At 44.7% G+C, this 14,472-nt stretch carries 12 protein-coding genes and 1 pseudogene; 9 read left to right on the forward strand and 4 right to left on the reverse strand.

Annotated features, from left to right (window positions below):
- Positions 1-10: 10 nt before the first annotated feature.
- From C7391_RS07125 to C7391_RS07145, 5 genes and pseudogenes are all read left to right on the forward strand, one after another.
- Positions 11-1,390 (forward strand): annotated as a pseudogene (locus C7391_RS07125) (monomethylamine:corrinoid methyltransferase).
- A gap of 839 nt (positions 1,391-2,229) precedes the next feature.
- Positions 2,230-3,642, forward strand: coding sequence for an APC family permease (locus tag C7391_RS07130; protein WP_133517866.1), 1,413 nt, complete (start codon positions 2,230-2,232; stop codon positions 3,640-3,642).
- Positions 3,635-3,916, forward strand: coding sequence for a monomethylamine permease (locus C7391_RS07135; protein WP_133517867.1), 282 nt, complete (start codon positions 3,635-3,637; stop codon positions 3,914-3,916). Before C7391_RS07130 ends, C7391_RS07135 begins: the two co-directional genes overlap by 8 nt.
- Positions 3,917-3,927: 11 nt before the next feature.
- Complete coding sequence (locus C7391_RS07140; protein ID WP_133517868.1) at positions 3,928-4,182, forward strand: AcrB/AcrD/AcrF family protein; 255 nt, start codon at positions 3,928-3,930, stop codon at positions 4,180-4,182.
- Between the two features lie 138 nt (positions 4,183-4,320).
- Positions 4,321-4,758, forward strand: coding sequence for a GNAT family N-acetyltransferase (locus tag C7391_RS07145; protein ID WP_133517869.1), 438 nt, complete (start codon positions 4,321-4,323; stop codon positions 4,756-4,758).
- 78 nt (positions 4,759-4,836) lie between these two features.
- Here the strand turns inward: C7391_RS07145 and C7391_RS07150 are convergent, their stop codons facing one another.
- The 4 genes from C7391_RS07150 to C7391_RS07165 form a co-directional block, all read right to left on the reverse strand.
- Positions 4,837-5,190 (reverse strand): hypothetical protein, encoded by a 354-nt coding sequence (locus C7391_RS07150; RefSeq protein WP_133517870.1) that lies wholly within the window; start codon positions 5,188-5,190, stop codon positions 4,837-4,839.
- A gap of 425 nt (positions 5,191-5,615) precedes the next feature.
- The gene (locus C7391_RS07155) at positions 5,616-6,665 is read right to left on the reverse strand and encodes an AAA family ATPase (RefSeq protein ID WP_133517871.1); all 1,050 of its coding nucleotides are present in this window, start codon (positions 6,663-6,665) and stop codon (positions 5,616-5,618) included.
- A 247-nt stretch (positions 6,666-6,912) separates the two neighbouring features.
- Positions 6,913-8,622 carry a preprotein translocase subunit SecD gene (locus C7391_RS07160; RefSeq protein ID WP_317852543.1) on the reverse strand — a complete coding sequence of 570 codons (1,710 nt, stop codon included), beginning with the start codon at positions 8,620-8,622 and terminating at the stop codon, positions 6,913-6,915.
- Positions 8,619-9,539 (reverse strand): protein translocase subunit SecF, encoded by a 921-nt coding sequence (locus tag C7391_RS07165; protein ID WP_133517872.1) that lies wholly within the window; start codon positions 9,537-9,539, stop codon positions 8,619-8,621. Before C7391_RS07165 ends, C7391_RS07160 begins: the two co-directional genes overlap by 4 nt.
- A gap of 110 nt (positions 9,540-9,649) precedes the next feature.
- On the opposite strand from C7391_RS07165, the gene C7391_RS07170 reads away from it, so the two are divergent.
- The 4 genes from C7391_RS07170 to C7391_RS07185 all read left to right on the forward strand — a co-directional run bounded on the left by C7391_RS07170 (position 9,650) and on the right by C7391_RS07185 (position 14,425).
- Positions 9,650-10,123, forward strand: a complete 474-nt coding sequence (locus tag C7391_RS07170; RefSeq protein ID WP_133517873.1) for a deoxycytidylate deaminase — start codon at positions 9,650-9,652, stop codon at positions 10,121-10,123.
- 381 nt (positions 10,124-10,504) lie between these two features.
- Entirely contained in the window at positions 10,505-11,533 is a 1,029-nt protein-coding gene (gene fen / locus C7391_RS07175; protein ID WP_133517874.1) for a flap endonuclease-1, read from the forward strand.
- A gap of 66 nt (positions 11,534-11,599) precedes the next feature.
- On the forward strand, positions 11,600-13,174 hold the full coding sequence (tgtA, locus tag C7391_RS07180) for a tRNA guanosine(15) transglycosylase TgtA (protein ID WP_133517875.1): 1,575 nt from the start codon (positions 11,600-11,602) through the stop codon (positions 13,172-13,174).
- 303 nt (positions 13,175-13,477) lie between these two features.
- Positions 13,478-14,425 (forward strand): UbiA family prenyltransferase, encoded by a 948-nt coding sequence (locus C7391_RS07185; RefSeq protein ID WP_133517876.1) that lies wholly within the window; start codon positions 13,478-13,480, stop codon positions 14,423-14,425.
- Positions 14,426-14,472 lie beyond the last annotated feature (47 nt).

The following is a 14,472-nucleotide window of genomic DNA, read 5'->3' on the forward strand; positions in this document are numbered from 1 at the left end:
GTGGTTATAAATGGCATACAAAAGATCAATTGATGCATTCGAATTCTACAACCGCGCAAAAACCGGTGAGAAATGCACCCAGGATGACTGGGACTTAATGCACATCCCGATGAAAGCAATGGAATTGAAACAAAAATACGGCCTTGACTTCAAGGGCGAATTTGTTCCGACCGATTCCGACATGATTGAGAAACTCTTCAAAGCAGGTTTCGACATGCTTCTTGAAGCAGGTATCTTCGTGACAGACACCAACAGAATCGTCAGATACACAGAAGACGAAATCTGGGACGCAATCCGCAACCCCATGCCCGAATTCCAACTCGGTACCGGCAGAGACGCCGTTACAATGAGAAGAAGAACAATCGGCGACAAGAGAGGACCCTTGATCCAGGGCGGTCCGACCGGTTCACCTGTTTCCGAAGACATTTTCTACGAACTTCACATGTCCTATGCACTTGAGAAGGAAGTCGACACCATCGTTAACGGTGTTATGATGACTGTCCGCGGCTACCCGCCGGTTCCGAAGACACCCTTCGAAATCCTCGCAGCAAAGACAGAAACAAGACTTATCAAACAGGCAGCTGCTGTTGCAGGTCGCCCGGGAATGGCCGTTTAGGGCCCCGAAACCTCACTTTCCGCACAGGGTAACATCAGTGCAGACTGTGCAGGCGGTATGCTCCCCTCCGACAGCCACGAAGTTTCACAGCTCAACGAATTGAAGATTGACCTTGAAGCAATTTCAGTTATCGCCCACTACCACGGCAACAGTGACATCATCATGGATGAACAGATGCCCATTTACGGCGGTTACGCAGGCGGTCTCGAAGAGACAGCAATCATTGACGTTGCATCATCCATCAACGCATTCGTTATGTCCGGTGCAAGCTGGCACCTTGACGGTCCGGTCCACATCAGATGGGGTTCCACCAACACCAGAGAAACCCTCGCTGTTGCAGGATGGGCAAGTGCAGCAATCACCAACCACACCGAATTCATGCAGGGTAACCAGTACTACCCGTGCGCAGGTCCGTGTACAGAAATGTGCTTCCTCGAACTCGCCGCACAGGCAATCACTGACTCCGCATCCGGCAGAGAAATCCTCTCCGGTGTTGCAGCCGCAAAAGGTGTCGTTACAGACAAAACAACCGGTATGGAAGCCCGTATGATGGGAGAAGTCGCAAGATCCGCAGCAGGCGTCGACATCGCTGAAATCAACAAGATTTTGGACAAACTCGTCGCAAGCTACGAGAAAGACTACGGAAACGCACCTGCAGGCAAGACCTTCCAGGAATGTTACGACATCAAGACCATTACACCCACTGACGAACACGTTAAAGTCTATGAAGGCGCAAGAAAGAAGCTCGAAGGCTTCGGTCTTGTCTTTAAATGATTTAACTGTCAGTTTGCTTATTTCTTAAAAATAAGCTTTCGGCAATTATTGCCGTAGGTGAAATATCCTGACATAACAGTTTTAAATCAAAGCCGAATCCGGTTTTTAAAATCGGATTCGGTTTACAACTTTAAAACAAAATCAGGATGTTTACATCACTTGAATTTATGAAGTGTTGATTCAATCAACGTTTGGAAGCATTATTGTGGTTTGTTGCTTCCGCCGGTTTGTTTGTTTGTGGTCCGGTACAGGTTGAAGCGAGCAGCATTTCTTTTCCGGAAACGGAAATCTCAATGGTATAGAATTTAAATAGATTCTTAAATCGGGGGTTTGTTGTCAGATTATTGACGATGTGTGTGTCAATTATTTTGAATATATGGGACAGGTTAGTGTGGTTTAATCATCAAAAGTCTTGCACTTTTATCGAATTCAAGTTTAAGATTGAAATATTGTGAACCGTAGGTCATGTGATTTTATCGGATTTATCCGGGGAAATCTCAAGGTTTTCATGAATCAATGATTTTCGTGAATCTCAAGGTTTTCATAAATCAGTGACTTTCGAAACCCTCAAGTTTTCGAATTTCGCAAAATATTTTCGTCTGTGATTTCGTGTTGCAATTTTATATTTTGATGAAGCCGTTTACTTTTCATCTCTTTCCCTTTTTGTTGATACGACTTCAATGTTTACCTGCAACCCCACTTCGAAATGAGGTGTAATGATGGATACAGGAACTATCATCAATTTGTTAATTTATTTGTTAGCATTCGCCATTATAGGCTACATGTGCTACGATGCCTACAGAGTTTCGAAACTGAAAAAATCAGGAGAGTGAAGTCCTATGACAGAACTTGAAAAGAAACTTCGTCCATATCACGTATGGGCTCTTGGTGTCGGTATCGTTTTGGTCGGCGAATATATGGGCTGGAACTTTACAGTCGCAAAAGGCGGTATCATCGGTGCCCTTTTCGCTATGCTCGTCGCCGGTTTGATGTATATCGTCGTGTCGTTGTGTGCCAGTGAACTCGGCTCTTCAACAAAATTGGCCGGCGGTCCGTATGACTGGGTCAGACTTTTCGTCGGTCCGGGAGCGGCTGCAATTGTCGGTCTTGCGGTATATATGGAATATGTCGCGCTTTCTGCCGGTGACGCTATTGTCGTCGGTCAGCTGTTGGCTGCTTACGTCGGCTGGATTGATGTTCGAGCAGTAACATTATTGATTCTCGCGATTTTGACTTTCATCAATTATCGCGGTGCAGTGACAGCTTTAACGCTGAATTTCTTCTTGACATTCGTTGCAGCGGCAGCGGTTGTGATTTTCTTCTTGTCTTCGGCAACCGGAATCGGTGTTCCGAATTTCAATTATGAAAATATGTTCCAGGGCGCTATGCCTTACGGTTTGGTCGGCGTTTTCGCGGCGATGCAGTTTGGTCCATGGTTCTATCTCGGAATTGAAGGTGCCGCCATGTGTGCTGAAGAATGTAAGAGACCGACACGTGCTGTTCCCTTGGGTCAGCAGGCCGGTATGATTACACTTCTGTTGATGGCCGGAATGACACTCTTTATCTGTTCCGGTTTGATCGGTGTCGAAAACCTCGGCGCTTCCGTTTACCCGCTCTTTGAAGCAGCGCAGAACAGTGGCGTCAGCATTCTGATTCTGTTGCTCGCAATCGGTACGCTCTTTACGTGCCTTGCAAGTTCAAACGGATGTATCAACGACTCTTCCAGATCTTGGTTGGCACTTTCCCGTGACGGTTTCATTTCCGAATGGTTCTCGGATGTCCACCCCAAGTACAAGAGTCCGTACAAAGCAGTTATCTTTACGATCCCGGTTTCAGCCGGTTTCGCATTCAGCGGTTACCTTGATCAGGTCATTACGTTCTCCATTATGTCCGGTCTTGTCTGCTACGTGTTGATTCCGTTCTCCTTGATCCGTTTCAGAAAGATGTATCCGACAAGCAACTCCTTGATCCGTCCGTATATCGGTCCGCTTCAACCCTACGTTTCGTTGCTTGCAATGGGTATTGCAATCGTCATTATGTCCACTTTCTTCTGGGCATATCTGTTGAACCTGCTCTTCGCTCTGGTCTTCTATGTCATCGCCTACTTCTACTTCAGCTGGCGCTATAAGAAGATTAAGCAGGAACGGGCAAAAGAATTCAGCTGGCAGGACAAGCTCGGCTGGCCCGACCCTGAAGTCCCGCAAGGCACAAAGAACTTTACAGCACAAACAGGAGGCAACAGCAATGACTGATATGACCGGTATTGATGAAGCAAAATACAAGAAGTGGTTCCTTTTGGATTCTCTCTTGATTATCGGCATGTGGGGCTTCCTCGTTCTTTCAGAAACATTCGTGACGTACACGATTCTGAATGCGGCTGTTTCCCGCGGCTTGGAAATCCCGATGGTTTTGCTGGCACTGTTCGTCCTCGTCTTGCTTTTGATGTTCTTCATCAACGGCATGGCCTGTTTGAATGTGTGGAAATCCATTAAGGCGCACATGTATGAATTCAAATACTACGACTGAGGTGAGAAGAAATGACAGAAAAAGTTACAGAGAAAAAGCAAGGCTTGGCAATGAAGATTTTTGATATTATCTTCATTTTCGCATTGGCTTTCGCTTGTGTCGTTATTCCCGTCTTTTTAAAAGGCGCTACCATTGTCGGTGAAGGCGGTTCCGGTGTCGGCGACCAAATTGTTTGGAACGCTCCCGGATACTTCGGAACACTTGCAGTCATCTTGATCTTCTTTGGTGTGATTTTGTATCACTCTGTGAAGAACTATGACTACTAAGCGACTGAATTTACATACAAAACAAAATTTGACGGGTTTGCCTTTTTTGGTAAATCCGTCTTTTTTTTGGCATACTAATTTTTATTTAGATTTAATTCATATTTTATTTAATAAATAAAAAACAAAAAGGTCGAAAAAATGAAATTTTCTGAATTTACGCAAGACCGAATTCCGGATGTCACGGAAATGTTTATCAAAGCATTCAACACGCCGCCGTGGAGTGATAATTGGACGGAAGAAACCGTTGCAAAACGTTTAACGCAGCAAATCAGCTCTCCCTATGATTACGGTATCATCGGCGAAATTGACGGAAAAATTGCCGGCATGATTGTCGGAAATGAAGAGCAGTATGACAATGAACTTCATTTTACCATCAAAGAATTCTGTACAAGCGTTGACTGCCGCGGCCAAGGAATCGGTCGGAAAATGATAAACGAACTTGAAACCCGCCTCAAAGAACGCGGCGTTGACAAAATCTTTTTAGCCACGATTCAAGGAGAAGGAACCGTCGGCGTTTACCAAAAATTAGGATACGACGTCTCCGCCGATATGGTCATGATGGAAAAAAAGATTTAATTTTTATCACTTTTTATCCCGCTTTTTTATTTTATTCCCTCTCATTCGGTTTTATTTTGTTCAAAAACCGAGTCCGTTTTATTTAGTTGTCAAACCGAATGCCGTTTTTTCATAATTTTTAAAGTGGTGCGGCTCGCGCGCGGCAGCAAGCGGAGGCGGCAAAGTAGCAACAGGCGGAATCGTCAAGGTAGCAGCGGAAAACGGAATCGGCAAGGTAACAACGGAAAACGGAATCGGCAAGGTAGCAGCGGAAAACGGAATCGGCAAGGTAACAACGGAAAACGGAATCGGCAAGGTAACAACGGAAAACGGAATCGGCAAGGTAACAACGGAAAACGGAATCGGCAAGGTGGCCGCAGAAAACGGAATCGGCAAGGTAGCAGCGGCACGTTCGCGCAAGCGAACGGATGTGATAAAAAAGAGCAGATGCACGCAGCAACGCTGACAGCAGCAACACAGATACACAACAACACTGACACATAACAATGTCAGCACATCGCAACATCGGCACGCAGTAATATAGACACATAACAACACTGACACACACAACATTGACACACACAGTAACACAGACAAACAACAACACTGACACACACAACACTGACACATAGCAATGTCAGCACACAGTAACGCCGGCACACAACACAAAATATAATAAAAATCTTTTTTGTTTTTGCTGTATCGGCTGAGTACGAATCCGCAAATTTCCAATTCCTCTCTCCACTTCGTTCCGTTCGGAATTGAAAATTAGCGGGAGGTTGAATCGGGTTTATATTTTAAAAACGAAATGGCTTCTACTTTGAAAAAAGAGATAGTTCTATTTTGAAAAAAGAAATGGTAAATTTTTTTTGAAATTTTTACTCATTATCGAAATTCGCAATCAGATTCTCAAGTTGAATTCTCTCATTTGACGCTTGCGCCAATCGGCTGTCACAGTCGGCGATTTGAATCAGGCGTTTTGCGGTTTTCATTTCATCGCCGCTTTTTTTCTCCTCGACCCAAACCGCGTTTTCAAATCCTTCCAAAATTTCGCTGCCGGTCAGGCCGTCATCAATTAAAAGCGTATCCAGTTTATTGCGCGCTTCCATGAAGTTTTTATCGTAAACGGTTGAATTGAAAAGATCCATCGTACCGTCTTCGCCTTCCAATTGAAATTGCATTTGAATCATAGAAACGGTTAGTTCCGTATTGATTTCCTGAGCTTCCAAAAGCGCGGTTTGCAGAACTTCTAAAGAATCGCCGACATTGCCGTGGGTTTGGTATGCGATTTCAAAAAGAACGTCTTCTTTGACACTGAATCCCTCTTTTTCAACAATCTCCTGCATGAACGGAACGAGTTCCTCGGACGCGACAGGGCTGAAGAAAAGCGTTACGCCTCTTGAGCGCAACGGCGGAATAATTTTTGAAATGCTTTTGGAAGATAAAATGAAGCGGCAGGTTTTGGAATATTTTTCCATAATCCGGCGAAGAGCTTGCTGCGCTTCCATCGTGAGCGCTTCGGCCGAATCAATGCAAATAATTTTGTAATCCGCATTCATCGGCGCAATCGCGGCGTATTCATTAATAATATCTTTGAAAACATTAATGACACTTTTTTGAATCTTTTTCGGATCATCCGTTCCGAGAATCCGATAAAAGCGCGGGTCTCTGACCAAATAATTCTTGCCCTGCTCAAAAAAGTCGGACGCATTGAAGTAAGTAAAATTCAATTCCCTTTCATTGCCGTAAATCCGGTTTGCAAGCGCCAGCGCCGCCGTAATTTTTCCGGAATTGTCGGGGCCGAATAAAATCATATGCGGGAGTGTTCCGGAAGCGGTCAGACTCTTTAAAGTCTCAACAGTTTGACGGTTTCCGAGAATGCCGTCAAATGAGTCGGGGCGGTATTTGAGTGTCCAAACATCTTTCATATTCTTTCTTCCGGTTTGAAATTCAAAATAATCGTAATAATAATTGTAATAATAATTGTCATAATTTCGTAAATAATAATCGCCATAATGTCTTAAATGATAATCGAAATTCAATCATCAGATAATCATTAAATGATAATTAATAAAAATCAGATAAACGAATGATTTGATTCATTTTGAATCTTTTCATTCGTTTTATTTTCATTTGTTTCATATTTCTGTCCAAGCAATGGCTGATGATTTCGAATTACTCGGTTATTTTTTCATCAATCATTCCGCGTCGGGTCAAAATATATCTCAGAACCGCAGCGTAAGCCGGGCGCGCAATGAGGACACCGATGAAAACGCCGGCAATCGTTACAATCGCAAAGCCTTTCAATGTGCTGAATCCGAGGAAGAACAGCGGCGTCATTGCAATAATTGTTGTTGCAGCAGCACCGAAAATGATCATAAAGGCTTTTCCGATACGCGCTGAATAAACTTTATCCGACGGCGATTTTCCTTCATGGACCACTTCTTCGGTAATAATCACCAAGTGATCAATGCCTGTACCAATAACGGCAATAATACCGGCGATGGCGGCCAAATCCAAATCCTGCATAATCAGAACCGAAAATCCAATCAGCATAACGACTTCACTCAAAGATGTCGCAATCATCGGAATCACGATTTCAGGCTTTTTGTAACGGTTGTAAATTACTAAAGCAACAGCGATCAGCGCAATAATTCCGGCTAAAATGGCGCCTCTTAAAAATCCTTGTCCGAGCGTTGCATCCACTTGACCCGCGTTGACAATTTCAACATTGACCGGGAGTGCACCTGCACGCAAGTGAATCTGAAGTTCTTTCGCTTCTTCCTGCGAACTTGTTCCGGCTTGCCATGAATAAATCGGATAGGTGTTCAGCTGATTGGCGGCACTCTGGCTGAGCGGCGCACTGTAAACAACTTCATCGTCCAACATCATCATTAAATTATGAGCCATCGGATTCGTTGTCGCGCCTGTGCTGATTGCGGCTTGCTGAAGCGCTCTTGCACCTTCTTCATTTAATTTGAACGGGACATAATACGAGCCGGTTGAAGGATCTTGTCCGACAACGCCGACACTTTCAATTGAATTGCCGTATAAAACATGGACTGTTTCGTTGCCGGTTGTTTGGATTCTGATCTCGAATTTACCCGGCGTTTCCACCAATTTTCTCGCATCTGCCAAATCCACGCCGGCAAAGTCTATTTGAATATATTCGTCACCGATTGCGCGAATCGGGAGGTCTTTAACGCCTAATCCGTTTCCGAGTTTGCTGTTGAGAACTTCAATCGTCGTCTGCATTGTTTCTTTTGTCGTTCCGTCACGGTAAAGCAAGTCTCCTGAAGAATTCTTTAAAACGCTGCCGTTTGCAGCCTGCATATAACCGGAAAGCTGTTCTTCTGTGGTTGCCGTCCGAATCTCATATTCCACGCCGTTTGCAATGGCGTACGGAACAACTTCGGCGTTGTACACATGAGTCAAATATGATTTGATAAATCCGATTTTTGATGTGCTGACATTGATTTCAGAGACATTTCCGGATGTTCTCACATAAACGTCACTTGTATCAAACATATATTCTAATCGGGTTTGGTTAACGGGGTCCGTGGTTCGGAATGTCACGTAGGCGGAACCGTTATCCAATACGGATGAACTGACGATTTCAATGCCGCTTGGATATTCAGCGGTTGTCATACTTTTGACAATATCACGCGGCGCGGCATCGACTTGCGCGACAGCACCGTTTAATTTGAGGTAAATCGTAGATCCGCCTTTGATGTCAAGGCCGTAGTGAATGTTTGTGATTCCTTCCTCTTCTGAAAAATATCCGATCGGGCTGAAAATCGCCGCGGCAGCAATCAGGAGGGCGAGCATTAAAACAACAACTTTATAATCCTTGTAAAGAGGCTTCTCTTTCTTCTCTTCCATCATGCGCGTCTGCCTCCTTTCTTTGATTTGGATTTCGGTCTTGTCAAATACGCTCTTAAAATTCCGACATTTAAGAACCACGTGTTTAAAATGTCAGCCAAAAGGCCGATGAGAACGATGAGCGAAATTTGGGACAAAAGCGGAATCGGCGGGATTCCGGGAATTATATAATGTGCAAAAGTTGAAACAATAAACATCACCAAAAACGCGGCTGCTGTTGTTGTTGTCATCAAAAGGCCGGTGCGCATGGCGCCTGCGATTTTATCATCCATGTTGCCGCTTCGTTTCAGCAATTTGTTTGTCAGTAAAATATCACTGTCAACAGAATAACCGATGAGCATTAAGAGGGCGGCGACTGTTCCAAGTGTCAATTCAATGCCGAATATGTCCATAAACGCAATCGGAATGATGATGTCAGACGCTGCTGATAAAATGACTGCCAATGACGGAACGACTTGCCGGAACAAAATGAAGACGACAACGGCCATCCCGATAAATGATAAAACGACCGCGATTAAAGCTGTTTTTTGAAGCTGTTCACTGAATATGGGTGAAACTTGCTGTTCTTCAATATCTCTGAATGCTGAATTGCTGTGAATTATATTCGAGAGTTCCTGATATTCTTCACTGCTTACTTGACTGAATTGTAATATGGCGCGGTTTCCCGATATGCGAATGTCGTTGAGCGGATAATCCGAAAACATTTCTTGAAGCTGCTCCTCCGTCAGGGTTGTCGTTACCGAAAATTGCGTTCCGCCGACAAAGTCCATGCCAAGAGCAATCGGGCTTCCGGTTTGTATTGTCGTAAAAGCGATAATTAAGAGCGCAACGGCTAAAACCGCCAACGGGATTGCAATCAATTTTTTATTGTCCGTTTTTTGGACAAAAGGTTGTATATAATGATAAAGTTCAAATTTCATAGTCAATCCCAATCTTTTTTGCGTTTTTATAAAACGCGAAAATTAACAAAAAGAATATTTCAATTAGTTTTCAAGTAATTTATATATCTTTGTCTGTCTTTTTTGTTTGCATGTCTGATGAGAGTTTGAATGATGAGAGATTAACAGCGGATGAATATTTCGTCGAGATTGCGACAACCGTTGCCAAGCGCGCAACTTGTCTTCGAAACAAAGTCGGTGCCGTCATTGTCCGTGACAATCGCATTTTAACAACCGGTTACAACGGCGCGCCGCGCGGGCTGGCACATTGTTTAGACATCGGCTGCATCCGCAAACAACAAAACATTCCGTCCGGAACAATGCATGAGAAATGCCGCGCCGTTCACGCCGAACAAAACGCGATCATCCAAGCCGCCGTTCACGGCGTTCAAACCTCCGGCGCAACGCTTTACTGCACCCATCAGCCCTGTATTCTCTGTACGAAAATGATTATCAATGCAGGCATCAAACACGTCATTTATGTCAATCCGTATCCCGATCCCGACTCCATGGGTTTCTTTGAAGAAGCGGGCGTGACGATTGAGCAGTATCAGCCGAAAATTTGATTCTTATCTTTCTTTTCATTTTTTTATTTTCATTTTTTTATTTTCATTTTTTTATTTTCATTTTATTTTTCATTTAAAACTCTTTTTTTATTTTTTCCGATTCTATTTTCATTTTTTGAAAAAACAGATTTTGTTTTTTTGTTAATTTTAAAAATCTGTGCAGCTCGCATGCGGTCGGCGGCGGGCGAATGGCGGCGGGCAGCAGGCAGCGGGAGAACCCGGCACCGCAGGAAGCCGCTAAAATCGCGAAGCGTTTTTCTCAAACACCTGACTCACATCGGAAAACCGAGAGGTGAACGTTTTTATAGAACGGGGCACATTTATTCGAAAAAATTCATTGTTTATAAAATCAAATGCGGTCAAAAGAAAGGAGGCGGATTTATGGGTGTAGCCATCGGCGATTTATTGGAAAGGGATGAAATTTCCCGCTCGGATCTGAAAGGTAAAATCGTCGCGTTTGACGCGTATAATGTGATTTATCAGTTTTTAACAACCGTTCGCGGCCGCGACGGCAAACCGCTCACGGACTCAAACGGCAACCCGACATCGCACCTCTCAGGCGTTTTGTATCGTACCTCCAGTTTTGTTGAAGACGGCATCAAACCCGTTTTCGTTTTTGACGGCGTTCCGCCCGAACTCAAAGCCGAAACGCTTGACAAGCGCCGTGAAATTCGCGAGGCGGCACATGAAAAGTGGGCGCTTGCAATGGAACGCGGCGACACGGCTGAAATTTTAAAATATTCTCAAGCCGCCGTTAAAATCGATCCGCAAGTGGTCGAAGAATCCAAAATGCTGCTTTCTCTGATGGGCATTCCCGTCATCGAAGCGCCGTCGGAAGGAGAAGCCCAGGCGTCTTACATGGCAGACAAAGGCGATGTCGATTTCGTTTCGTCTCAAGATTACGATGCTTTCATTTTCGGCGCAAAAAGCGTCATTCGCAATTTAACGGTGTCCGGCAAACGCAAGCTTCCCGGAAAAAGCGTTTATGTCGACGTTTTGCCCGAGAAAGTGGATTTGAACAAAAATTTGGCGCGCATGGAAATTTCCAAAGATCAGTTTATTGATCTCGCGCTTTGTGTCGGTACTGATTTCAACAAAGGGATTGACCGCGTCGGCGCGAAAACCGCGCTCAAATTAATTAAGGAATACGGCGGCTACGCCGAGATTTTAAAATCCAAAGGGCTGGATGAACAAATCGAGCGGTACGCGGCGGCAAAGGAGTTTTTCAAAAACCCGCCGGTAACGGATGATTATACAATTCAGTGGACAAAGCCCGATAAAGAAAAAATGATCGAATTCTTGTGTTCCAAACGCGATTTCTCAGAAGAGCGTGTCACTTCCGCCTGGCAGAAAATCAATGCCGCGTTTGAAACGAAAACAAAACAGCCGACTTTGGATCAATGGTTTTAATCAGGCGGCGGTTCATTTACGGTTCATTTATTATTCAATTGATTGATTTCATTTCAGAGGAATAAAATGTCAAAAATTTTTGAAATTATTGAAAAAGACGCCGCCGGACGAATCGGCCGCTTAAAAACGCCGCACGGGGTCGTTGAAACACCGACAGTCATGCCGGTGATTAACCCGAATCTGCGGATTGTCGATCCTGCCGAAATGCGTGAATTCGGCGCGGAGATCTTGATTACGAATTCTTATATTATTTACAGCAAACCCGAACTTCGGGAAAAAGCGCTCAAAGACGGTCTTCATGAATTAATCGGTTTTAACGGCCCGATCATGACGGATTCCGGTTCTTTCCAATTATCGGTTTACGGCGATGTCAACGTCGAAAATCATGAAATTATCGCTTTTGAACAGGCGATCGGAACCGACATCGGGGTTCCTTTGGATATTCCGACCGCGCCCGACGTTCGTTATGATCAGGCGAAAGAAGAATTACAAATAACAAACGAACGGCTCTCTGAAGCCCGCCGGTTGGTCGAAGAACGCCGCACGTCGGCTGCTGAAAACGCCGCCGCAGGTCTTGAAAAAAAGCGCGGCGATGACATGCTTTTGGCCGGTCCGATTCAGGGCTCGACATATTTGGATTTGCGCGCTGAAAGCGCCGCTTTTGTTTCCGATTTGGATTTTGATGTTTATCCCATCGGCGCAGTCGTGCCGCTCATGGAAAGTTACCGCTACGAAGATTTGGTCAATGTCGTTGCCGCCGCCAAGTCGACGCTTGACCCGACCGTTCCCGTTCATCTGTTCGGCGCAGGACATCCGATGATGTTTGCGCTCGCCGTCGCACTCGGCTGCGATCTGTTCGACTCTGCCGCGTACGCGCTGTACGCCAAAGGCGGCCGCTACATTACGGTCAACGGCACCTACCCGCTGGAACGCCTCAAATATTTGCCTTGCTCCTGTCCGGTTTGTTCAAAGAACACGGCAGAAAGCATTCAAAAAGCGGCAAACAAAGAAGAGTTGCTTGCGCGCCACAATCTTTACGTCACGTTTGAAGAAATCCGCTTGATTAAACAGGCGATTCACGAAGGGAAGCTCATGGAATTGGTTGAGCTGCGTTGCCACTCTCACCCGCAAATGGTCAGTGCGCTTGCGGCACTTTACAATCACGCCGAGTGGCTGGAGCAATGCGACCCGGCCGTCAAATCAACATTCTTTGAATGCAGCGCCGAGTCATCCAAAAGACCCGAAGTTTTCCGTTATTCCAAACGCTTGAATCGATTTACATTGTCGGGCAAAGTTCTCATCCGCCCCGCCAAATACAATAAAAGCGGTTTAAAGGATGCCGATTTCGATCATGTTCTTTATTTCAAGCCGCCTTTCGGTGCTTTTCCGTCGGAGCTTGAAGAAAATTATCCGTTCAACGCGGAAGTTCAGAACCGGCCGGCAGAATCCTCTTTGAAAGCCGCGCTTGAAAATACCGCCGCTTTGATTCGCGCTAATCCGAACGCGGAATTTACATTTGTTAAAGGAAAGCGGTTGAGCGATTTTGATGATTCGTATTTTGAAGCGTTGAAAGAAATCTGTCAGGTGATTGAGAATCCGGCTTCAAATAAAATAGAAGAGTCGGATGAATCGGTTGACTGAATTGGGATGAATTAATTGGGATGAATTAAAGGAATTGAGTCGAAAATATCGAGGGGAAAAGTTGAAAATAACGACAATCGGCTAAAAAATTATTTGTAAAAAAGCGTTGATGCAAATAGTTTTAAATAATTCAGGTTGTTACTTTGGTTATTACAGCTATATATTATGCTTATTTCATACAAAATGGTTTGAAAAGATTTTTCTTTTCATTCTCTAAAAAAACATAAAATCGGTTTTGGAAATCCTTTCTTTTCAGGCAAATTTTGCCGTTGCGGTTTGAAGGATGCCGGTTCAGGTGATACTTTGTCAATAACGAGTAAAATGAAAGCTTATATTTCGCTGCTTCGGCCGCCCATCATGTTTATGGATATTACGCTTCCTGCGGCAGCGGCGATTCTTGCGGCTTATTTCGCAACCGGAGCGCTTCCCGAATTCCTGCCTTTCGTTTTGGCAACCATCGGCGGTTTTTGCGCCATTACAAGCGCGTATACATTTAATGATGTTGTTGATATTGATATTGACGCAATTAATCTGCCGAACCGCCCGCTTCCGGCAAACGCAATTACACAGAGATCTGCATTTCTCTTCGGGTTGCTTCTCGGCGTGATTTCAGCCGCGTGCGCGATTTATTTGAATCTTGAAGCATTCGCTGTTTTAATCGTTGCGACAACCGTTATTACGCTTTATACGGTTCTTTTCAAACGGTCGACACCTTTCAGTTTTATCCCTGTCGGCATTGCTTACGGTTTGGTGCCTGTCGGCATTTGGCTCGCGATTGATCCTGCCGGTATTTTAATGCCGTCTGTCAGCCCGTACTTGCTTCCGCTTCCCGGATTGCTGTTCGGTTTGATGATTTGTATGACGGATTGGGGCTTTACGCTTGCCGGCGTCTGCCGCGATGTGGAAGGCGACCGCGCAAAAGGCGCGCCGACGCTGCCTGTCACTTACGGCATTCCGATGACTTCCAAATTCATTTTGATTATTTGGATTATCGGTATTTTGCTTTCATTGGCAATCGGTTATACAGTCGGGCTCGGTCCTGTTTATTATATTCTCGCGTTGGCTTCCGGCATTTGGATGCTTCGACGCTGCATCCGCTTTATTAAAAATCCCGAGCCTGAGCTCGGCGGCAAATTATTCGTCGACGGTTCCAATTACCGCGGCGTTATGTTTTCGGCAATGATTATTGATGTCGTTTTGCTGATTTACGCAAACGGCTACATGAGTTTGACAAGTTTGATTTTTGGTTGAATATTAAAAACTTAAATAACAGCAAAAACGATTATAAAAACAGAATA

It is taken from the genome of Methanimicrococcus blatticola (assembly GCF_004363215.1).
GTDB lineage: Archaea > Halobacteriota > Methanosarcinia > Methanosarcinales > Methanosarcinaceae > Methanimicrococcus > Methanimicrococcus blatticola.

Bases quoted from the DNA above. Each gene is read 5' to 3' on its own strand.
- C7391_RS07130 (WP_133517866.1), top strand. From the start codon at position 2,230: ATGACAGAACTTGAAAAGAAACTTCGTCCATATCACGTATGGGCTCTT.
- C7391_RS07135 (WP_133517867.1), top strand. From the start codon at position 3,635: ATGACTGATATGACCGGTATTGATGAAGCAAAATACAAGAAGTGGTTC.
- C7391_RS07140 (WP_133517868.1), top strand. From the start codon at position 3,928: ATGACAGAAAAAGTTACAGAGAAAAAGCAAGGCTTGGCAATGAAGATT.
- C7391_RS07145 (WP_133517869.1), top strand. From the start codon at position 4,321: ATGAAATTTTCTGAATTTACGCAAGACCGAATTCCGGATGTCACGGAA.
- C7391_RS07155 (WP_133517871.1), bottom strand. From the start codon at position 6,665: ATGAAAGATGTTTGGACACTCAAATACCGCCCCGACTCATTTGACGGC.
- C7391_RS07160 (WP_317852543.1), bottom strand. From the start codon at position 8,622: ATGATGGAAGAGAAGAAAGAGAAGCCTCTTTACAAGGATTATAAAGTT.
- C7391_RS07165 (WP_133517872.1), bottom strand. From the start codon at position 9,539: ATGAAATTTGAACTTTATCATTATATACAACCTTTTGTCCAAAAAACG.
- C7391_RS07170 (WP_133517873.1), top strand. From the start codon at position 9,650: ATGTCTGATGAGAGTTTGAATGATGAGAGATTAACAGCGGATGAATAT.
- fen (WP_133517874.1), top strand. From the start codon at position 10,505: ATGGGTGTAGCCATCGGCGATTTATTGGAAAGGGATGAAATTTCCCGC.
- tgtA (WP_133517875.1), top strand. From the start codon at position 11,600: ATGTCAAAAATTTTTGAAATTATTGAAAAAGACGCCGCCGGACGAATC.